Annotated in this window: 18 protein-coding genes; 4 read left to right on the forward strand and 14 right to left on the reverse strand. The window is 60.2% G+C overall.

Annotation, left to right across the window (positions count from 1 at the left end):
- Positions 1 to 309 precede the first annotated feature (309 nt).
- From BUC04_RS13285 to BUC04_RS13305, 5 genes are all read right to left on the reverse strand, one after another.
- A complete protein-coding gene (locus BUC04_RS13285; protein WP_067664080.1) occupies positions 310 to 744 on the reverse strand; it encodes a DUF3859 domain-containing protein in 435 nt (144 codons plus the stop codon).
- A gap of 80 nt (positions 745 to 824) precedes the next feature.
- Positions 825 to 1,193: a cupin domain-containing protein gene (locus BUC04_RS13290; RefSeq protein ID WP_067664077.1), complete on the reverse strand. Its 369-nt coding sequence runs from the start codon at positions 1,191 to 1,193 to the stop codon at positions 825 to 827.
- An 18-nt stretch (positions 1,194 to 1,211) separates the two neighbouring features.
- Complete coding sequence (gene lsrK / locus BUC04_RS13295; protein ID WP_067664074.1) at positions 1,212 to 2,777, reverse strand: autoinducer-2 kinase; 1,566 nt, start codon at positions 2,775 to 2,777, stop codon at positions 1,212 to 1,214.
- Positions 2,778 to 2,779: 2 nt separating this feature from the next.
- Positions 2,780 to 4,393 carry a class II aldolase/adducin family protein gene (locus tag BUC04_RS13300; RefSeq protein ID WP_067664072.1) on the reverse strand — a complete coding sequence of 538 codons (1,614 nt, stop codon included), beginning with the start codon at positions 4,391 to 4,393 and terminating at the stop codon, positions 2,780 to 2,782.
- A 179-nt stretch (positions 4,394 to 4,572) separates the two neighbouring features.
- A complete protein-coding gene (locus tag BUC04_RS13305) occupies positions 4,573 to 4,998 on the reverse strand; it encodes a hypothetical protein (protein ID WP_067664069.1) in 426 nt (141 codons plus the stop codon).
- 273 nt (positions 4,999 to 5,271) lie between these two features.
- Between BUC04_RS13305 and BUC04_RS13310 the strand changes: the two genes are divergently transcribed.
- Entirely contained in the window at positions 5,272 to 5,580 is a 309-nt protein-coding gene (locus tag BUC04_RS13310) for a YqfO family protein (RefSeq protein ID WP_067664066.1), read from the forward strand.
- Positions 5,581 to 5,638: 58 nt separating this feature from the next.
- Here the strand turns inward: BUC04_RS13310 and ccmI are convergent, their stop codons facing one another.
- Positions 5,639 to 6,475 carry a c-type cytochrome biogenesis protein CcmI gene (ccmI, locus tag BUC04_RS13315; RefSeq protein ID WP_067664063.1) on the reverse strand — a complete coding sequence of 279 codons (837 nt, stop codon included), beginning with the start codon at positions 6,473 to 6,475 and terminating at the stop codon, positions 5,639 to 5,641.
- Positions 6,476 to 6,760: 285 nt separating this feature from the next.
- Here ccmI and BUC04_RS13320 point away from each other — a divergent pair, with 285 nt between their 5' ends.
- A complete protein-coding gene (locus BUC04_RS13320) occupies positions 6,761 to 8,725 on the forward strand; it encodes a heme lyase CcmF/NrfE family subunit (protein WP_067664061.1) in 1,965 nt (654 codons plus the stop codon).
- Positions 8,726 to 8,822: 97 nt separating this feature from the next.
- Here the strand turns inward: BUC04_RS13320 and BUC04_RS13325 are convergent, their stop codons facing one another.
- The 7 genes from BUC04_RS13325 to BUC04_RS13350 form a co-directional block, all read right to left on the reverse strand.
- Positions 8,823 to 9,458: a DsbA family protein gene (locus BUC04_RS13325; RefSeq protein WP_067664058.1), complete on the reverse strand. Its 636-nt coding sequence runs from the start codon at positions 9,456 to 9,458 to the stop codon at positions 8,823 to 8,825.
- Positions 9,459 to 10,004: 546 nt separating this feature from the next.
- Positions 10,005 to 12,083 carry a TonB-dependent copper receptor gene (locus BUC04_RS13330; protein ID WP_082766777.1) on the reverse strand — a complete coding sequence of 693 codons (2,079 nt, stop codon included), beginning with the start codon at positions 12,081 to 12,083 and terminating at the stop codon, positions 10,005 to 10,007.
- Positions 12,084 to 12,139: 56 nt separating this feature from the next.
- Positions 12,140 to 12,559 carry a hypothetical protein gene (locus BUC04_RS23690; RefSeq protein WP_143165719.1) on the reverse strand — a complete coding sequence of 140 codons (420 nt, stop codon included), beginning with the start codon at positions 12,557 to 12,559 and terminating at the stop codon, positions 12,140 to 12,142.
- Positions 12,560 to 12,571: 12 nt separating this feature from the next.
- Positions 12,572 to 13,423: an FKBP-type peptidyl-prolyl cis-trans isomerase gene (locus tag BUC04_RS13335; protein WP_067664055.1), complete on the reverse strand. Its 852-nt coding sequence runs from the start codon at positions 13,421 to 13,423 to the stop codon at positions 12,572 to 12,574.
- 59 nt (positions 13,424 to 13,482) lie between these two features.
- The gene (locus BUC04_RS13340; RefSeq protein WP_234977408.1) at positions 13,483 to 13,953 is read right to left on the reverse strand and encodes a rhodanese-like domain-containing protein; all 471 of its coding nucleotides are present in this window, start codon (positions 13,951 to 13,953) and stop codon (positions 13,483 to 13,485) included.
- Positions 13,954 to 14,001: 48 nt separating this feature from the next.
- Positions 14,002 to 15,975: a cytochrome c3 family protein gene (locus BUC04_RS13345; protein ID WP_082766776.1), complete on the reverse strand. Its 1,974-nt coding sequence runs from the start codon at positions 15,973 to 15,975 to the stop codon at positions 14,002 to 14,004.
- A 291-nt stretch (positions 15,976 to 16,266) separates the two neighbouring features.
- Complete coding sequence (locus BUC04_RS13350; protein ID WP_082766775.1) at positions 16,267 to 16,731, reverse strand: thioredoxin fold domain-containing protein; 465 nt, start codon at positions 16,729 to 16,731, stop codon at positions 16,267 to 16,269.
- 310 nt (positions 16,732 to 17,041) lie between these two features.
- On the opposite strand from BUC04_RS13350, the gene BUC04_RS13355 reads away from it, so the two are divergent.
- Positions 17,042 to 18,364 (forward strand): winged helix-turn-helix domain-containing protein, encoded by a 1,323-nt coding sequence (locus tag BUC04_RS13355; RefSeq protein ID WP_067664048.1) that lies wholly within the window; start codon positions 17,042 to 17,044, stop codon positions 18,362 to 18,364.
- A 490-nt stretch (positions 18,365 to 18,854) separates the two neighbouring features.
- On the opposite strand, the gene BUC04_RS24285 is transcribed toward BUC04_RS13355, so the two are convergent.
- Entirely contained in the window at positions 18,855 to 19,091 is a 237-nt protein-coding gene (locus BUC04_RS24285; protein WP_073325949.1) for a cysteine-rich CWC family protein, read from the reverse strand.
- Positions 19,092 to 19,307: 216 nt separating this feature from the next.
- Here BUC04_RS24285 and BUC04_RS13365 point away from each other — a divergent pair, with 216 nt between their 5' ends.
- Positions 19,308 to 21,035, forward strand: a complete 1,728-nt coding sequence (locus tag BUC04_RS13365; RefSeq protein ID WP_067664042.1) for a class I SAM-dependent methyltransferase — start codon at positions 19,308 to 19,310, stop codon at positions 21,033 to 21,035.
- Positions 21,036 to 21,082 lie beyond the last annotated feature (47 nt).

A 21,082-nucleotide genomic window follows, 5' to 3' on the forward strand; every position in this document is an offset into this window, starting at 1 on the left:
GCGGCTTTTTTGTTCTTCACTTTTATATTTTCTCGACAGTTCGAGTACCCATGCTTCACTAGATTTCTTTGTCGCGTTGGCGACGACAACCAAAGGGGCTACTCGCCCCCTTGGAACCCCCGCTGCCTCCAATCGGTGCTATCTCTTCGCTCCAGTGACATCAACTAGCGGCACAGACCAGAGTCGACCTCCCTGTCTCCGCTGGTCACTCCGGCCATCCTGGCCCTCGGCCTTGTCGATGTCACTTTTGCTCAGGCACCTCAAAGTCGGCCAAGAGCGGGTGGCACCACGCCGAATCGTTGCTCGTCGCTACAGTCCGCGTTGCTTCCAGAACTGGGCGATCTGCTGCTCCTCGTCCGCCAGGTGCACCTTGAAGCGTTTCTCCGCCACCACCTTACCGCCGAGCTCCAAGGTCATACGCCAGGTGCCGGCCTTGTTCTCCACCGGCGCCCAGATACAGTCCCCCAGGTAGAAGGTCCAGTCGTTGGACTCGACGTAGACCTCGCCATCAAAAGGAGCCTGGGGTATGCCCTCCTCGTCGGGAATGCCTGGGTGTTCGATGCAGTAACGCAGCTTCTGGTTCTTGGCCTTTTTGATCTGGGCAATAAAGCCAAACTCGATGTCCAGCTCCGCCGGCACGTGTATGGTGGACTTGAGCAGGCGGGGCAGCTCACTGCTCTGCTCATCCCAGCGGGTGAAGATCCCGTAGCGGACGATGCTGACATCGGGCTTGAGTTTGGACATGGGGTACCTGCCATCATGAAAAACGGGCCAAGCCTATCGAAGGCTGGCCCGCTCGCCAAGCAGGTTGTCTGTTTAACGCTTTAACGCGGGAAGGGCTGGCCCGGTTCCCAGTCGATGTAGACGCTGTCTTTCTCCTCAAGGTGCGGCGCCTTGATGAACACCGCCTTAAAGTTGCTGCTGCTCTCATTACGAAACAGGTGGCTCTCCCCCGGCTCACAGCGCAGGTAGTCCCCCGCTTGCAACAACACCCGCTCGCCATCCACGTAGACCGCACACTCCCCCTCCAGCGCCAGGAAGGACTCCTCCTGGCGTTCGTGCTTATGGCAGGGGTGGGCTTCGCCGGGGGTGATCACCACCACGCCCAGGTCGACCCGGGGCCCGACGGTGAGGTACTTGGGGCCGTAGTCGCCGAAGCGGTAGTCGTGGTCACTCTCTTTGGTCAGGTACATGCTGCACTCCTTGATTGATTAAAGCCCCGGGGCTTTCCACATGGATTGGGTCAGGCCTTCGTCCACCAGCGCCAGCTGCTTGGGATAGAGCTCCTGCCAGCGCGCCTTTACCTCATCATAGGCCCGATGCGCCTCGGCATCCGGCTCCAGGGTTCGATCCCAGCGTACCCACTGGCCGGCGGCCTCGGCGATGTTGGAGAAGTGCCCCAGCCCCACCGCGGCGGCCATGGCGCCGCCCAGTGCGGTGGCTTCGCACACCTTGGGGATCCGCACCCGCTTGCCGGTCACGTCCGCCAGGATCTGCGGCCATAGCCAGCCCTTGCTGGCGCCGCCGGCAAACACCAGGGTGTCGCTGTCGTGGCCACTGAAGGCGGCGATCGCCTCCAGGTTTACCGCCGAAACGATGCAGGCGTTCTCCTCCAGGCTGCGGAACATGCTGCCCTTGGTGCAGATCCCAGGCTCGATGGAGAGGTTCAAAAAGGAGGGGCTGGCGTGGTACCAGCGGTCGTAATGCATCGCATCAGAGAAGATCGGCATGATGCCGTGGCTGCCCACCGGCACCTTCGAGGCCATCTCCTCCAGTAGGTCGTAAGGGTCACGCCCCGCCGCCTCGGCCGCTACCACCTCTTCATGGCAGAAGGTGTCGCGGAACCAGCGCATGGTCAGGCCGGAGAAGAAGGTGATCCCCTCCGCCTGGGACAGGCCAGGGATCACGTGGGGATTGACCCGGATCCCCATGTCCGCCGGCGGTGGGGTATCGGCGGGGATGTTCACCACCTGCTGCCAGAAGGTGCCCCCCAGCACCGCGCCCTGGCCCACTTCCACCACGCCCAGGCCGGCGGCGCCCAGTTGCACATCGCCGCCGCCCATCACCACCGGGGTGCCCACCGCCAGGCCACAGGCCGCGGCCGCTTCCGGGGTCACCTGGCCCACCACCTGACCCGGCTCCAGTACCGGCGGGAACAGGCAATGGCTCAGGCCCACATCAGCGGCCATCTCCGGGCACCACTGGCGCCGGGCCAGATCGAAGATCCCGGTGGTGCCGCCGTTGGAGGGCTCGGTGGCGATCTCGCCGCTGAGTCGAGCCAGCACCCAGTCGCTGATCATCGAGATCTTATCCGCCTTCTCATATAACTCCGGCCGGTTCTCCTTGACCCACAGCAGCCGGGGCAGCGCCCCCAGGGCGAAGGTCTGCCCTGAGCGCTGATAGAACTGGGCCTCGATGCCGGGGAACATCTCCTTGAGCTCCCGCACCTGGGTATCGGCCCGGGCATCGACGTTGGCAACCGCCCACAACTCCTTGCCCTGCTGGTCATAGAGGACGATGCCCTCGCGCATGCTCGAAGCGGTAATCGCCGCCAGCTGCTCCGGCTGGATACCGGCAACCGCGATGGCCTGGCGTACACACTGAGCCACCAGCTGCCAGTCAGCGGCACAATCAAACGACATGGAGTGGGGCACGCCGGACTCGCTGCGGTGGGTCCACTCCTGCTGGCCGATACCCAGCTCCCGGCCCTGCAGGTCAAACACCACGGCACGGACGCTGCCGGTGCCGGCATCGATGGTCATCAGGTATTGAGACATGGTCAGGCTTCCTTGTCGGATGGGTAGGGATTGGAAAGGAGGAGGGTCAGTACATCCTCGGCCAGCTCCTCCGGGCTGCCCTCGCGGGGCACATGGGCAAAGCGCAGTCCGTCGATTTGCGGCAGGCCGGCCAGGTCATCCAGGGCGATAAACCGCGGTGCCACACCCTGCTGCAGCACCGGCACCAGCCGGTCGAGCAATACATCGGCACCTTGGGCCAGTCGGTTCACCACCAGGTCGTCGATGCCGCCGAGTCGATGCACCAGGGCGCGTAGCTCAGAGTTAGAAGCCAGCGACTGCGCCAGCACCACGGTAGCGCCCTGCTCCTTCAGCTCCGCCTGCAGCAGCTCGCGAATGCCCAGATCTGATTCGGCCAGCGCCACCACCCTGCCTTGCAGCGGCGGCGGTGCTCCTGCCTTGGCCAGCTTGGCCTGCTCCAGCTGCCAGTACTCGATGGCAAACAGCGCATCGTCCGGCAGCGCCTGGTAGCCACCGAGCCCCTGGGCCTGCCAGATGGCGGCCAGGGTGTGCTCAACAATATCGGCCACCACCGCTGCCGCCGACTCGGAGGGGGCAAAGGCCACAGCCCCCACATCGGGGCACAGCGCATAGTTGGGGGCGGTATTGAGCAGGGTCTGGCCATCGGCATGACGGTCAAAGTAATCCCGGTAGGCCTGCTGGAAATCGGCCAGGGCTTTGGGCAGTTGCGCCTCATCGTTTGGCACCCGCAGCGGCAGGCGCTTGGTGCGAATGACGTGCTCCGGAGTGAGCGGGCCGTAATTGGGGATGGTATCGGGCTGTAGTGCTGCGCATTGTCGTGCCAGCGCACTGCCATCGAAGCGGGCAATCACCGCCAGGCCGCACGCTTCGCTAACCTCTCGACGCAACCGGCACAGCGCCAGCAGATCTGGCTCGGAGGGTTCACCGTTCTCGGGCAGCGGGGTGCCGTGCTGGCTCAAGTAGGTCTCGGCCTTGCTGACCAGCGCGATGTGCTGCTCGTAGCTGCTACGGGCATCGTCGCCGAAGGTGAACAGGCCGTGGTTCATCAACACGATGCCCTGCAGCTGCTGCCAGTCGACGTCGCGGGTCATACGATAGACGGTGCGGGCCAGGTCAAACCCCGGCATCACGTAGGGCACCACCAGGATCTGCGGCCCCAGCGCCTCGGTGATCCAGCGCTCACCGTCCGGGGTGTTGGTCAGGGTGACCACCGCATCGGCGTGGGAGTGATCGACAAAGGCGAAGGGAATGACCGCATGAAGGATCGCCTCAATGGAGGGGCTGGGGGCGTTGGGATCGAGCATGGCGGCCTTTTGCTTGGCCACCATCTGGGCATCGGTGAGCTGCTCCAGCTGAGCCAGGGCCATCAGGGTGTCCATCTTGACCCGGGCAAAGCCCGCCGCCTCGATGGTGGCCAGATCCCAGCCGCTGCCTTTCACCGAGAGAATATCGCAGGGCTGGCCGAACTCGTCCGCCAGCCTCTCCTTAACCGAGGTATTGCCGCCGCCTTGCAGCACCAGCATCGGCTCGGCTCCGAGCAAGCGCGAGCTGTACACTCGCTGGGCCAGCAGGCTGTCGTGTTGACCCGCCTCGGCCTCGTTCCATCGACTCTCCATGGATGTGGTCCCTTGAGTAAGACAGGCCCGCCTCGGCGAGCCTGGAAAGTGCCCAAAACACTGATTTGAGCCTAGGAGAGGGGGCCGGGTTGCGCAAACCACCAAGGGCTTAAGCCACGGCGCGGGAACAAAAAAACGCCGGGAGAAAAGCTCCGGCGTTTCTTGGTATTCGAGCTGCTTTATTCAGGCACGTCGCACGCGGGGCCGTTTCGCACCATTACCACTGAAGTTTCGTATTTGGCATCACCATTTCTCGGCCACTTGTAGTCACAGTCCACCGTTACCGATACTTTACCGCCGCCGATAAACTTCACTCCGGGACCGGAGATCTTGGGACAGGTCAGTCGACCAGAGAAGCTGTCTTTCTGCAGCTTATGGGATTCGGGCTTATAGAACACGCTATGGTCTGTGCCGTTACGCAGCCAAAGCTCGTCCAGTACGATGGAGATATTCACCTCGCTGTCGTTCTCATCTAAAAAGCATGCCTTCAAGGTGCGGTTGTCGTACTTGATCTCCTGGTTGCCATCCGGATCAGCCAGGGCCTGCAGCGGGGAAAGAACCAGGGCCATGGCGGCCCCCAGGGTTGCAGCACGTAACGCTTTCATGTTTGCCTCCATTTACATGACGCCATGCCTGCCGCCCAATGCAGCACCACTCCGGTGTTCAGGGGCAGACATTGCACAAAAATCCAAGGGGGAGTCTAGTGAGGCGCAGCCAGGTTGCCAGCGACAGCGCCTAGGCCGCTCTATCACCGGTTTAGAGCGATGGTCGCAATAACAAAGCGTTGCAAAGGGTGGTCATCCAGGTGTCATATACATCAGGTCACAGTGCCCTGATTTGGCACGAATTATTTTCCCGACACAATTGAGTGAACCGTTATGAAGAAGTTGGAGTTCTACGTCCCCAGTGCCGATCGCGATACGGTATTGGAGGCGCTGTTTGCCGCCGGCGCGGGCCGCATTGGCAACTACGATCGCTGCTGCTGGTTTGTGGAGGGCACGGGCCAGTTCCGGCCACTGCCTGGCAGCAACCCGCACCTGGGTCAGCAGGACCAAACCCATCAGGAGCCGGAGTCCAAGGTGGAGCTGGTATTCGATGCCGGATTACAAGCCGAGGTGGTCGCCGCGCTGAAGCAGGCCCACCCCTACGAGACCCCGGCCTACCAGATCCTCAGCGTCGAGCTCTGAGCAAAAAAAGCAGCCCTGAAATCGGGCTGCGTAACGTTATCCCATGAGGTGTCCGCTGTTAGGACTGCTGCGCCAGCTTAGCCTTGGCCCGGGATTGGGCGTTGCGGATAGCCTCCAGATCGATGCCACCGCGTGGGGAGTCCAGCAGCACCTGCCAATGGTCGATGGCGTCTCCCAGGTTGCCCGCCAGGTACTCGTGGGTGGCCAGGAATAGCCGGGTGGTGGGATCGGAACTGTCCAGCGACAGCGCCTCGTCGGTAACCTTGCGGATCTCCGGGGTCATCACCTGATCGCCCAGGTAGTACATTGCCGTGGCGCGATGGCCCAGCAGCTCAGGGTGAGAGCCGACAATCCCCATCAACTGATCAAAGCTGCTGATGGCGTGATCATAGCGACCAATGGCCATACTGGCCTGGCCCAGGGAGTACCAGGCCATCACGTTCTCCGGCTCCCGCCGCAACACCTCAATCAGTTGGTTGATCTCCCGCTGCATTGCGATTGCCTGCGGGTCTTGTATGGTGGCGTCCTGCCAGGCCACCGGCTCACCGTATTTGCCGTACAGCACCGGCGTCCCCACCAAGATGATGCAGGTCATCAGGAACGGCAGCCCCTTGCCCACCCGTTGACGCAGTGGGCGGGGCGGGTCCTGCACATCCTGCAGCAGCGCCAGCTCCAACTCACGCAGGCGTACCGCCTTCTCCTCGGCCGTCATATCACCCAGCGCATAGGCCCGCTCAAGCTCCTGCTGACGCAACCGAAACAGACTGAGGTTAGTTTCCCGTCGCAGGGATTCATCACTGCAGGGTGGTCGCCGCTGGTAGCGCCAGTGATGAAGCCAAACCAACGACAGCATCAATACCGATGCCAACAACGCCAACAACCAGATCGCATTCATTGCCACTTATCCCTCGTAATCCATGCAGCACAGCACCACGCTAGAAAAATGGTCGGGGAAAAAATGTGACCTCAGGCCAAAAGCGACGGATAAAAAAGATAAAAAAGGCTGAATTGAAGACTTATTTTATCAATCCGATAAAGCGCCATTGGCGCTCACAATTGCAATCTTGGCAATCCTTTTTTGCCCTTTAGAAAACGCGACATAGCCAACATTTTCTCTTTATCACCAAGGGTTTAATTTTTCTAAAGGGAGAGATCCCAGGCAGATAAGAGAGAGGAACTTATGATCCCGGAGATTGGTCATGTCTTTATGATCCTGGGGCTGTTATTCGCGTTGGCCCTGTCGGTGATACCAATGTGGGGCGCGGCGCGCCAAGACGCCTATTTGATCAGCTACCGCAACCCACTCACCTACGGCATGTTTGTCAGCTTTGCGATGGCCATCTTTATTCTTGGTTATTGCTTTTATGTCGACGACTTTTCAGTGGCGTATGTTGCGGGCCACTCCAACTCCCAGCTGCCGCTGATCTTCAAGCTCGCAGCGGTATGGGGCGGCCACGAGGGTTCACTGCTGTTCTGGGTGTTCTCCATCGCCATCTGGGCCGCCGCCATCGCCCTGCTGGGCCGCAATCTGGAAGCGGTCTACACCGCTCGGGTGCTGTCGGTGCTGGGGATGATCACTGCCGGCTTCGCCCTATTCGCCCTGCTCACCTCCAACCCCTTTGACCGGATCCTGCCGGAGGTGCCGATGGACGGTCAGGATCTCAATCCGATGCTGCAGGACATCGGTTTGGTGTTCCACCCACCGGCGCTGTACCTGGGCTACGTGGGCTTCTCAGTCACCTTTGCCTTTGCTATCGCCGCGTTGATGTCGGGCCGCCTGGACGCCGCCTGGGCACGCTGGTCACGGCCCTGGACCCTGGCAGCCTGGATCTTCCTCACCGCCGGCAATGCCCTGGGCAGTTGGTGGGCCTATTACGAGTTGGGCTGGGGCGGCTGGTGGTTCTGGGATCCGGTGGAGAATGCCTCCTTTATGCCCTGGATTGTGGGGACCGCCCTGCTCCACTCGCTGATCGTCACCGAGAAACGCGGCACCTTCCGCAACTGGACCATCCTGCTGGCGATCTGCGCCTTCTCCCTGACCCTGCTGGGCACCTTTATTGTTCGCTCCGGCATCATCACCTCGGTGCACGCCTTCGCTGCCGATCCCGCCCGGGGGATGTTTATCCTGGCGCTGCTGGGCCTCTCGGTCGGTGGCTCCTTCCTGCTGTTTGCCTTGCGGGCCAGTGATCTGCTCAGCCCGGCCCGGTTTGAGCTGCTCTCAAGGGAGAGCGCACTGTTGATCGGCAACGTGCTGCTGATGATCGCCACCGCCTCGGTACTGTTGGGCACCCTCTACCCGGTGCTGCTGGATTCCCTGGGCGGTGGCCAGGTGTCGGTCGGGCCCCCCTACTTCAACGCGGTGTTTAACCCCATCGCCCTGACCTTGTTCGTGCTAATGGGCCTGACCCTGTTCCTGCGTTGGCGTCGCACCGAGGGGCGCAGCCTGATACCGCTGCTGCTGCCGGCGGGCATCTCCCTGGCAGCGGGCATCGCCGTGGCCTCCCGGGTACCCAGTGGCTTCACCCTCTGGGTGGTGGCGGGGATCGCCACCGCGGTGTGGTTGCTGCTCACCCACGGCTTGCACCTGTTCACCCAGCTGCGTAATAACGATGGCTGGACCCTGCAGCGGCTCAACCGCAGTTACATGGGGATGTGGATCGCCCACATCGGCGTCGCCGCTAGCGTGTTTGGCGCCACCATGGTGTCCTGGTTCGAGACCGAACGCTCGGTGCAGATGGGCCCCGGTTATGGCGCCGAACTGGCCGGCTACACCTTCGTCTACGACCGCACATTGGCCTACGAGGGCAGCAACTACAGCGCCAAGCAGGGGGTGATCCGCATCCTCGACAGCAACGAGCGCCACATCGCCACCGTCACCCCGCAGCGCAACACCTATCATGTGCGCGGCAACACCATGACCAAGCAAGGGATCGATTGGGGCCTGACCCGGGATCTCTACGTCGCCATGGGCGACCCCATCGACCGGGATCTCTACGCGGTGCGGCTATCCTACAAGCCGTTCGTCCGCTGGATCTGGATCGGCTCCCTGCTGATGATGGTGGGCGCCGGCCTAGCCATCAGTGCCCACGCCCGGGTACCAACACGTCGCCACGTTAGCCAACCGGTCGCCACCGCAGCGGCGTAAACAAAAAGCGGGTATGCCTAGGCATACCCGCTTGGTTCTATTCAGGCTGGTCGCTATTCGGGGCTCACCCCCGTGTTAGGGGTGCTCCTCTGAGCGTTTACTTAGCCAGCAGGTAATCGATCAGCGCCAGCTGGTCAGCAACTGTCTTGATGTCGTCGTGCTGCTTAATCGCATAGCGGTTGTTGATCACCAGGGTGGGTACCGCCTGGATGTCGATCACCCGGTCTTCCCGCTTGGCTTCTTCGATCATGGCGTTGACCTGCTCACCGTACATCAGCTGGCTCACCGCCTCAGCGTCGACACCCTGCTTGGCCAGGTAGGGCAGCAGATCAATCTCATCGATCGCCTCACCACCACGACGTCGCTCCACATAGTGCACCATCAGACCGTCCACGGTGTCGGTGCGATTTTCGATCTGCAATGCGCTGAAGATCCGCGCGTCACGCTCCCAGTTGGGGTTGCGCACCGAGTGGCGTACGTCGATGCTCAGGCCCTCGTGGTTGGCCTGGGCTTGAGCCAGCAATGGGTTCACATCGATGCAGTAGGGGCAGCCGATCCAGATGTACTTGGTGATGGAGGGCAGACTCTCAGAGGGTTTTAGCGATTCCACCACGCTGTAGTGGGCGCCTTCGGTGAAGCGCTCCGCCGCCAGGGCGTGACCGGAAAACGCGGTGGTGAACATCAGCATGGCCGCTGCCAGAAGTTGGCCGGCGCGGGATTCTCTTTTCAGCATGTGTCGCCTTTCATATTGGAACCAAAGTAGATGCCGATAGGACCAACACAAACCGCTTTTGTTCTGCCATTCAGCAGCTTATCCGTCGGGGCTGCGAGCCAGGTCCAGAATCACTGAAAAACTGGGAGCTAAGCCAAAAGCGTCAAAAGCATGCAATCTCATAGCAGCCACCGGGATTTGATGCTCCGCCAGCTCTTGGCCGACTTGGGGACGCCCGAACGAAGTGACCAAAGACAAGGTTGAAGGCCAGGATGGCCTGAGTGGCTCGCGGAGGCAGGGATGTCGACTCGAGACTGAACCGCAGGCTTTGGTTACGAAAGAGAGGATTAGCGTTCCCTTGGAGGCAAAGGGGGTTCCAAGGGGGCGGAGCCCCCATGGTTGCAGCCGGCAACCCGGCAAGGACGTATTGCACAGTTTGGTGGGACAACAATAAAGCGGCGGCAGCACAACGAAGAAAAAAGGACCCCATCACCGCGATGGGGCCAAAGGATGCTACTTGGGGTAGCAAAAGCTCAATTGCCAGAAGCGCTAGAAGCGCCAGAAGCACTAAAAACGATAATTGAGCTTGGCCCAGGCGGTGCGGCCGGGTTCCGTTACCTGGAACAGCGGCTCAGAGCCGGGCAGGTCATTGCCGGCACCGCTGCGGGCCACGTGTTCGGCGTAGGCCTTGTCCAGCAGGTTATCCACCCCTACCGTGACCATCACCGCCTCACTGGGCATCCAGCCGCCGTACATCGACAGAACACCAAAGCCGGCACTGGGCGCCAAGTCCTGGCCGGCGATATTGCCCTGGCCCAGGGCGATGCGATCCTGCGCCGCCACCACGCGCCACAGGGTGCCAAAGGCCCAGCGGTCGCTGTCGTAGTTGAGGCTGAAGTTGGCCTCCAGCGGCGGGATCTGTCCCAGCGGCAGATCGTCGCTGAGATTGTCGCCGTGGGTGTAGGCCAGGGTGCTGGTGAGGCTCCAGGCGTCGCTGAACAGGGTCACCGTACTGAGCTCGCCGCCGTACACCCGGGCATCGACATTGCGCGCCACGGTGACGGACTTATCCCCCACCGGTACGCCGGTCTCCACCAGGATGTAGTCCTGCACGTCGCTGTAGAACAGCGACGCCGACAGGCTGTACCAATCACTTTGGTGGATCCAGCCAAGATCCAGCTGGGCGGTGCGTTCCGGGTCGAGATCCAGCGCCTTGTGGCCAGGGGTGTCGGCATCCACCTTCCAGATCTCCCAGTGATCGGCACCGCGCTCAACGTAGCCGATGCCGGCGTAGAGCTGGTTCAGGCCAATAGATTGCTCGTAGCGGGCAAAACCGCTGAGCAGGGTGTCGCTGTGCTGGCCTTGCTGGGCCACGTACAACTCGGTGTCGCGCCAATCGATGCGGGCCCCGGTGAACAGGATCCCCGCCGGCAGGTAGAATTCCACCTCGGTGAACAGCCCCAAGTCAGAGAACTCGGTGTTGTCGGAGAGCGGCATCGCCAGCAGATCGTCCAGCCCGTCACCGCTGCTGGGTGAGACGCTGCGACTGCGGTGTCGGGAGGCGTTGTAGTCTGCTCCCACCGCCGCGCCCCAGTAGACCTGGGTGGTGAGATCCAGCACCAAACGGCCACCGACGTTGTCCACCACCGGGTTGGTGCCCATGGCAATGCCCTGATCGAACTGGTCCATGATGTGGTCCACCTCGCTGTAGAACACCTGGGCCTCCAGCGCGCGTACCCAATCGGTACGGTAGCGCTGCTTGAACAGCAAACTGACGTTCTCGTTGGCGATCTTGCGGGCCTTATTGGCGCGGTCGGCGTACTCCGCCTCGCCATCGGATACGCCCACCGACAGCTCCAGCAGGGTGTCGTCATCCGGGGTCCAGCCCAGGGCGCCGCGGTAGTTGTGGCGCTGGTAGCTGGACTGCACCGTCTCACCGTTGCCGTCGGTGTAGTGATCGCCCTGGGCCTGGCTCAGGGTAACGTCCAGGTAGTGGCTGGGGTTGCCCACCTTCACCTCGACAATCTCATCGTGGCGGCCAAAGCTGGCGCCGGTAAGGCTGACCCGCCCCTCGGCACCCGGCTCCGTCATCCGCTCGGTGTCGTTCTCAAACAGGATAAGGCCAGCAGAGTTTCCGCCACCGTAGCGCACCGATTGCGGCCCTTTGATCACCGTGACCCGGTCGTAGGCTTCCGGGTAGAGGTAGGCAGTGGGGGGATCCATCCGGCCGCCACAGGCGGTGTGCAGCATCATGCCGCCGGCGTTGATCCCCAAGCGAGAGCCGGCCATGCCACGAAAGCTGGGATCGCCCCCCGCACCGCCTTTGCGGGCCACATTAAAGCCGGGAATGGTCTTGAGAAAATCGGCGCCGTCATAAGCCGGCAACGGCTGACGGGGCTGCTTGGGATCGGTGACGATCAGGCCCGGCAGGGCCATGTGCTCGGCGGTGATCACCAGGGTTTCGATGTCACTGGCCAGCAGCGGCTCGTCTATGTCTTCTGGCTCGGCCAAAGCTTGTGATGCGGCGAATGCCTGTGGCGTTGCCAAAGCCAGCGGGCTGGCCAGCGCCGCGGCCACCGCCCAGGTCAGTGCCCGAGGCTGCGCCCTGCGACGCGGCCAGCGCACCTGGCAGGATAATTTGGACATGGAATGACTCCTCCCGGGCCACGCAGCCCAGGACAACATCAGAAAAAGGCGTTGAGTTAGCAGGGAGTCATTGCGGGAGGAGCGCGAGAGGTGCCCATTCCCGGCGGCTCAGATAACGGGGCTTCCGAGGAGTGATGAGGATGGAAAGGGATCCTGTACTGAGCCGGGGGAATGAGCGAAAACGGGCTGGTGACAGCCTGACTGGCCAGCGGGCAAGTCGGTTGCAGCCAATCACTGTCAGCCAGTTCACCAAGGGATGCAGCCGTTTCAACCTCGGGTAGGAACGAGGGCCGCTGCTCTGCCGGGCGGGTATCGGCACCGGCGTGCAGTGGGCACAGCTGCATCCAGGCGCCCATGCTGCTGGCATGGGCATTGAGCACCGGCATCGAGGTGATCAGCCCCCAACACAGCCACACCAGCCCCCAGGCCCAGCCTGGGAGAGAGCGACGCGGGATGAGGGTAATACCGGATGCCATGGTCGTGGGCCCTTACTGGATCTGATCCCACATCGAGGGGCTGCGGGTTTGACCGCCCATGCCCCCCATACCACCCATGCCATTCATAAAGCTCATGCCGCCCTCGGAGTGGTGGCGCTCTTTCGGGCCATGGCCGGCGGCCTTGGCGGCTTCAATGATGGCGTCAGGGTCTAGGATCTCCAGCAGCTCCACCTCAAACACCAGGGTGGAGTTGGCGGGGAAGGCCCCCAGGTTGCGCTCGCCGTAAGCCAGCTCGGAGGGGATCACCACCCGGTACTTGGCGCCTTCCGGCATCAATTGCATCGCTTCGGCCCAGCCGGGGATGGCGCGACCAACGGTGAACATGTTGGGCTCTTTGTCGTAGGTGCTGCCGATCTGGTGGCCCTCCACCGTCTGGGCGCTGTAGTGCACCTTGACCATGTCCTCGGCGGTGGGCTTATCGCCGCTGCCCGCCTGCAGCACTTCGTACTGCACCCCGGACTCGGTCACGGTCACGCCGGGCTTGCTGCGGTTCTGGGCCAGGTACGCCTGGCCGGCTTCCAGTGCCGCCTGGGCTTCCTGTTCGGTCTTGGCCAGAGACAGCCGGTGCAGCTCCAGGGTCAGACCATGCAGCGCCTGGGCCATCGCCTCTTCATCCAGTTGGTTATTGTTGGCCAAAGCATCGGCGAAGCCTTTGACGATGCGCGTTTGATCAAATCTCAGCCCCAGGGCCTGATGGCCATCGAGTTGCATCGCCAGGTGCTCACCCAGGGCAGCCCCCATGGTGTACGCCGAACTGTCGCTGTCAAAAGCCGGCTCGGCTGCCACATGAGCCGACACCATCACCGCCAACGCCACTGAAGACCACTTACATACCGCTTTCATAATTATTCCTACTCGTTTGTCACTCTAGAGGCAGGGCCCAGCATGGGCCGACCGCTGTCTTATTGATTCTGTTTGCTGGCCAGTTTTTCGTCGTTCTCGTAGGGGTAGCCATCCCGGCGCCAGTTATAGATGCCATCGGGCATCAGCTTGATGTTGGTGTAACCCATTTCCCATACCGCTTCGGCGGCGTAATCACTGGCCAGGCACATGCGGTTGGCGCAGTAGAACACCATCAGCTGCTCTTTATCCTCCGGCAGCAGCGCTTGCCAATCCGCTACGTTGAAGAAGACAGCACCGGGGACGCGACCGTCTTCCCACAGCTCCGGGGTGTTGACGTCAAAGAACAGGGCATCACCTTGCTGCCAGATCCCATGGGCCTCGCGCAGGCTGATCTTCTCCGGCTTTGTGGCGTACTTGGCTTCCAGTTGAGCCAGCAACTCCGCCTTGGAGGGTGTGCGGGGTGCCTCGGTGGCGTTGACCATGGTGGGCAACACCACCGAGGCCAGCATCAGGAATACTCGTGTTTTCATGTTTCCTCCCAGAAAGGGGGCCCACCCGTAGGCGGGCCCCACTGCGACTTACAGCTTCATCAAGGCTGCAGCCTCATCGACGTACACCACCGCTTCGTCCATCAGACGCTGGGTGTAGCGGGCACCGTGAGCACCCCAGGCACCGTCCTTCTCCACCTTGTCAGCGATGTCACGCGCCTGGCGGGCCAGGCCGAGGATCTTCGCTTTCTCGGAGTTGGTCAGGTTGGCTTTGCCGATCTTGTTGTCGATCTGCTTGAGGGTGTTGCGAACGTGGTCATAGCCGTCTTTCACCGGGGTCTGCCACTTCATCACGCGCTCATACACCTGCTCCTGGTTCTCGAAGTGCAGGGACTTGGGCAGCTTGGACTGCACCGGCGAGTGACAACCGCCACCGTCCAGTACCGAGGCATCGGCAAAGGCGGTACGACCACAGGACCACATCAGGTCGAGGTAGTTGTTGTTGTTGTCATCGCGGGCGATGGTCCAGCCCTTCACGGTGTTCTCGCGCGGCTCACCTTCCGGCGGATTCAGGGTCTTGGCGTCCTTGTCGACCTTGATGTTCCAGATGTGGGAGGCACGCACGTTGTCGAAGCCTGCCTGATCCGGGAACTGGATGGTGGCGAAGTTCTCACAGGAACCCAGGTTGGGCATGTGACAACCACGGCAGCCGCCCGCCTGGTGCTTGCCGGAGTTGGCGTAGAATTCCGCTTGGACGCTGTGGCAGTCCTCACAGGTTTTCTTCATGCCGGCGTAAGTGACGTTGGAGGTCCAGTCGTTCTTGGTCACTTCGTGCGGATCGTGACAGGTAGTACAACGCATCCCTTTGCTGTAGTGCTCAGAGAAGTACATCTGCGACCCTTCGGTACCGCAAGAGGGGCAAGAGGACTTGAAGTAGGAGTTGAACGGATTACGCTCGTCGCGCTCCTGGGCCACTTCGTTCCAAACGAAACGCTGGTGACAACGCTCACAGTTGGAAGGCATGCCGCCGCCGTTACCATCGACCATGTGGCCGCCGGCACCGTGGCACTCCTCACAGGAGATCCCGCGGGAGATGGTGGCGTCCTGCAGCTTCTTGGCATCGCCCAGGGCATCAAAGAACTCGTCCTTGTTGGCGAAGTTGAACTTCATGGTGTGGCACACCTCGCAGTAGGAGGAGGCGGGCTGGAACATGAACTTGTTCTCGAAGTTGGAGCCGTAGGAGGTCACACCCCAAACGTCAGAGCCGGTGGTGCCCTTCTTGGCGAACTCCTCGATGGTGGTGGGGAAGCCTTCCACGTAAGAGGCGATCTGCTTCGCTACTTCCGGGGTGATGCTTTCCGCCCAGCCACGGGAGAACTGGTTGGTACCGGCGACGATGGTACCTGTGCCTTCCGACAGCAGACCATCACGCACGTGGTAGGTACCACGCACCAGGTAGGCATCCAGGAAGCCGTACTTGGTCCGGGGGGTACCGATCACCGCGTACACCGCATCGGCGGTCACCCCTTCCGGCAGGATGGAGGCAGGCCCCACTTCCGGGAATACCGGTGAGTTCAGATCTTCCAGACCAAACTTCTCGATCTCCACCATCTCATCGGGGAAGCGCAAGGTGTTGGCGTGACGGGAGCGAGTCCACTTCTCGTACTGAGCCGGGTGACACTCACCACAGGTTTTCGGCCCCACGTACTTGTTGGGGAAATCCAGGAAGGTTTCCTTGCCCAAGCGGTAGGTAACCGCGGCACGGTCGAGCTCCGGGTGGCGCTCGGCGTAGACATCGGCACTGCGGAAATCGATAAACTCCTCCTGGCGATCGCTCAGGTGGATGTTACCGATCAAGCGGCCCTCTTTTTCGTACTGGAACACCGGGTGATTCTCGAGCAGGAACTCCCAATATTCCTTCTCGTACACCACGTTCTCGAGCAGGTCCCGTGGGGGCTGCTCTGAGATGTTCTTCGCATCGGTGTTGGCCACAGCGGGCGCACCAGCGAACAGCGCTCCGGCCACCATTAGGCTGGTTACGGAGCTGATTAGTTTTTTCATCATCTATCCCTCATAGTTTTTTCACTACAGTTCATCTCATCGGTTTTAAGTGATGGGCCTCCTTGGCGGGAGATAACTGCAGGGCCACTATCAAAGGGAACAAGCCAATATTTTGTGATCTAAATCACGCACCACTGGCTAATGATATAAATGAAAATAAATAAAAGAGCAGGAGTGAGGCGGGGCTCAAAAGAGGCTATGCGGGTATAAAACTTATTACTCTAGATATTCATCAGCCAGTATTCTGCGTTGAAGCAAACGGGCTCGCTGATAACAATTACAAGAAGGGTAAAGTTAAGGCTGAGACTGCAGGTATTGCTGAACCTCTTGCAGGTGCAATATGAGCTGCTCCGCGCTGGGCTCCTGCGCCATCCTCGCGGCGCGCACCTCTTGGCCCTGGGCATCAAAGAACAGCAGTGTCGGCAGGCCAATCAGCTCCAGACTATCAAACAGCTCGGTTTGCTCTGTCTCCATGGCGGTGAGATCGGCCACTACCAGGGTGTAGGGCTGCAGCGCCTGCTGTACCTGGGCTTGAGGCAATACCTCCTGCTTGATGCGGACACAACTGGAGCACCAGTCTGCGTACATATCCAGCACCACCGGCTGCCCCGCAGGCTGCTGCCACAGCGCTTGCCATTGAGCCAGGCTGTCGATCACCAAGGTTGCATCTGAGTTGTGCGCCGTTTCCGACGCCACGGCTGGAACGGAAGCAGCCAGTGCCAGAACCGAGGCTAGGTACAAGGGTGTTGCCTTACTCATCAGTACGCCCTTCTTATATATTGTGCACGTCCGCTTAAGCTTCGATTTGAAGCCATCTGACCATAATGAAACAACACCAAATGGAAGGTAAATAAAAAGCGAGTAATTCCATCCACAAAATCGAATCTACCAAGAGAGAAAATTGAACCACAGACAGGAGGCGGATTCCAGATTTTTCAGCATCAGGGTAAAGTTCTTTTTCCTGCCGTGACCGCCCCGGTTTATTAGATTAGATTGCCTATAAAATCTTATGACATAAATGAACTTTTATTTCATAAAACACCCTGCGGCGGCCGGCCAGGAGCATGACATGATCCAGTTAACTGAAGAGATCCAGCTGGACCTGCAAGGCTTTTACTTACACACCCCCGAACAATCGGTGCAGCTCACCAGCGCCGAGGCGGCGGTGCTGCACCACCTATACCAGCATGAGGGTGAGATCTGCGATAAGAACGCACTGCTGGACGCCGGCTGGCCGGATCGGATTGTTGCTACCTCCTCGCTGGTGCAATGCATCTGCACTCTGCGTAAAAAGCTGGAGGTGTGCCCGCAGCTGAGCCTGCAAACCATCCCGCGCAAAGGCTATCGCCTCAACCTGATGATGGCGGAGCCGGAGCACCCCGAGCGCTTGGTCGCCGCCTCTTCGTCCTCCGCGTTCAGCGCCAGCTTGGCTTCATCAGCTAACTCGTCAACTCAGGCGGCAGCTTCACGCCGCAGCTTCTCCGCCCTAAAGTACGCCACCCTGGCCTTGATAGCCGCTGTGTTGGTGCTGCTTTTTCTGATGCGCCCCGGGCTGCCGGCCGATGCCGACCTGCTGCGCTGGAATCATCAGCAGGAACATCAACTCACTATCGGTCAACAAAAGGGGCCGCTGTCGGTGTTCAGCAGCGAACAGCACGACAACCAGCCTTGGCAGCAGCACTTTGTAGACAGTGACTGGGATGGCTATCGCATCCTCGACTTCACCGCCTTTGGCCTGCGCTCTGACCTGGGCGACAGCATGGCGCTGTGCCCCAACTCACAGCAGAACCACTGCCTGGGCCAGGGTCTGATTAACCTGGTGTTCCCCAAGGAACAGCCACAAACCCTGAATATGCCCAGCTTCCTTGAACTGGCTAAAACCATGGAGCTGCGCCACCAGTTCAACCGCATCAATCTGCCGGAAAACCTGCCGGAGTTCTTCGCCGAGGATGTTCAGCTGTACGAGGAGATCTACCAGGCGGACGTGTACTTCCCGGACCATCGTCGCTTACTGATCCGCGCCGACATCACCCTGTCACTGGTGTTTGCCGACGCTGGTCACGGCATATTCAGCGCCACCTTGTGCCTGACCGATGAAGACTGCATCACCACACCCATCAAGTACCGCATCGATGGCGAGTTCCGCCGCTACCAGGATGCCAAGGCGGGCCATCAGGTGGAGCTGTTTGAGGTGTTTAACCTTGAAACGGCGCTGGAACGGCCCGAACGAGTTACCGAGGGTACCCTGCCCTTTTATCGTGCGCTCAAACGCCACAGTGTGAATACCGAGAGCTTGCTGCTGTATCGCCTCAACACCGACAGCAATAGCGCCCTATGGGCACTGGATCAGGACTTCCTGTTCTGGGCCAAGCGCTCGCGACTGCCGCTGTAACTCTCAATCAATGAGGGGCTTAGGCCAGAGTTGGCCCAAGCCCTTTATCCCTATCGAGCCTAAAAGGGCCACATAGATCACACCCTCAGCACCGCCGCAATCACTGAACCCCGCTTGACGGAAAGTGACCTATGCGCCGCTACTACCGGGCCTTAGAGTGCGCCCTGCTACTGTCACACGCACCGCTTCGGGCCTCACCCGTAGTGACTTCCTGGCATACGCAACGATCTGTCCGGAGCACCCAAGAACCCTCTGGTTGGATCGCCTTTCGCTTCATGGACAAAGCACCTTTTGGGTAAGCACTGCCAACGCTATCAAGGCGCTCTTCACTCTAGCAGGGTACGAGGTACGCAATGCCCGAGAGCGCCCTATTGCCCAGCGGCCGAACGGGGCCCTACCACCCCAAAGCGAGACCTATCGAACGGCCAAGCGCCATGGACGGCGTTTCTTTTTTTCGGGGCTCTCACGTCATGCAACTGCTCATACGGGCTCAGTTACCCTCCCCTGCCCGCTTGGCCTGCGCCACCCCCTTCGCTAGCTCAGATGCCAAGCAATCCGGACACAGACACCCCGCCTGCACCGCCTCCGTCGTCAACGGCATCGACTTGGGCAGCGACATGCACCAGCAGCTCTCATCGCTACTGCACGAGAACGCCGCGCCACAACGCGGACAGGTTTTGCTGGATACTGAGGTATTGGAAGAGCTAGGGGTAGGAGTTGATGACATAGAGGCAAAGGGCAATGGCTGAGCAGTCTCGCCACTGTAGCGGCTGGAGGAAGAAACGACAAAGCTACCGGCACTCAACAACCAAGATAACTAACAGGCTTCTTAACACCGCCTGCATAAATGCGGCATCGCTAATGGTAATCAGCCGTTTCCCATGGGAACATCTAGGCGTTCAAAAAAGCAACGCCAAAGATTCCAAGAGAAAGAAGTGCACAGATGACGGACCGTTCTGATCCCACAAGCTTGTTCTACGAACAAAACGCCGAGCAACTCAGCGAACAGTATCGCTCGGTGGAGTTTGATCAGGTCCATCAGGGCTGGCGATCCGCTCTGAGCGCAGCGCTTGGTAAAGACAACTGCCGCATCTTGGATGTGGGCGCCGGCTGCGGCCGCGATGCACGCAATTTGGCGCTGATGGGAGCAGAAGTTGTGGCGGCTGAGCCCTGCAAAGCTCTGGCGGATCTGGGTAGAAGCTTCACCAAAGGCTTGGCCGTAAAGTGGATAGATGACGCGCTTCCCGCTCTCAATAAGGTGAGTGCTCAAGAGCAATGTTTTGACCTTATCCTGCTCAGCGCCGTCTGGATGCATCTTGCCCCCTCAGAACGCCCTCGCGCACTGCGTAAGCTGTCCAATCTGCTCAAGCCAGGTGGTTCGATCGTCGTTACCCTGAGACACGGCCAATCCCCTGACCAAAGACAGATGCACCCGGTCAGCCTGGATGAGCTCAAGAAGCTCGGCCGTGGCTTGGGCTTGTCACTTGTCAGTTCGACCAGCTCTGACGCGGATAAGCTGGGGCGCAATGAGGTGCACTGGCAAACGGCGGTGCTACAACTGCCCGATGAAGGCACTGGGGCGTTTCCCCTGCTTCGCCACATCGCCATCAACGACAACAAATCTTCGTCCTACAAGCTGGCGCTGCTGCGAGTGCTACTGCGTATTGCCGACGGCCACCCTGGTGCAGCCGTGCGCGATGGCAGTGACACCATCAAGCTTCCAATGGGGCTGGTGGCGCTCTATTGGTGCCGACAGTTCAAGCAAGCCATCGACCACTACCAGGTAAGGCAAAACGCCAACCCCAATGCAGGGCTGGGGTTTATCAAACCCAATGGCTGGCAGATGCTCACCAACCGCTCAGCTGATGATTACGCCATTGGTAACGGCTTTATCGGCGAAGATGCCAGGGCACTCTATCGAACGCTATCGCATTCCGCTCAAACCATCCGTGATATGCCTTGCCGCTACATCACCCTGCCTAATGAGGCGAACCGACAGGTGTTTGAGGTGGAGTCTCGCTCAGTTAGAGCTAGCGATACCCTTTTCCTGGATTTCGATAGCCTGAGTCGCTGGGGTGATTTCATTCTCCCGGAATCGGTGTGGCTGGCGCTCTCTCGCTATGCCTGCTGGATTGAGCCTGTGCTGATCAACGAATGGATCAGTGTGGTGCAAGGCTACAAAGGCAATGAGCATCTGTCCTCGCAACAACTGCACCAGAGCCTGGTGTGGGCCGAGCCCAACCGGCAAACCGCCTTCGTTCGAGAAAGAGTGAAAACATTGCTGGACCAAGGTGAACAGGTGAACTGCATCTGGAAGCACCGCAAGTTGCCAACCAGCTACGACATCGACCACTGCTTCCCATTCGCTCGTTGGCCCAATAACGATCTTTGGAACCTGTGCCCCAGTGGCGACAGCATCAATCGACAAAAGGGCGACAAACTGCCGTCAGTCGCTCGACTGGCGGAATCCAAAGACTGGATTCAAGGATGGTGGCAACAAGCTTGGCTGAATGACCCTGACTCAGACGCTATACAGAGACGCTTCTTTGCCGAAGCCAACCTCGCGCTGCCCGGCCTTAACCGAGACAACCAATCGGTAAGTGACGTGTTCGAAGCGATGCAATTGCAGCGCACTCGCCTTAGAGAGATGCAACAACTGTTGGAGTGGTAGCAACCGATTTAGCATACACAATCGACCTGATTCGTCATCTAGAAATG

This window comes from Ferrimonas marina, from assembly GCF_900129905.1.
GTDB classification, from domain to species: Bacteria; Pseudomonadota; Gammaproteobacteria; order Enterobacterales; family Shewanellaceae; genus Ferrimonas; species Ferrimonas marina.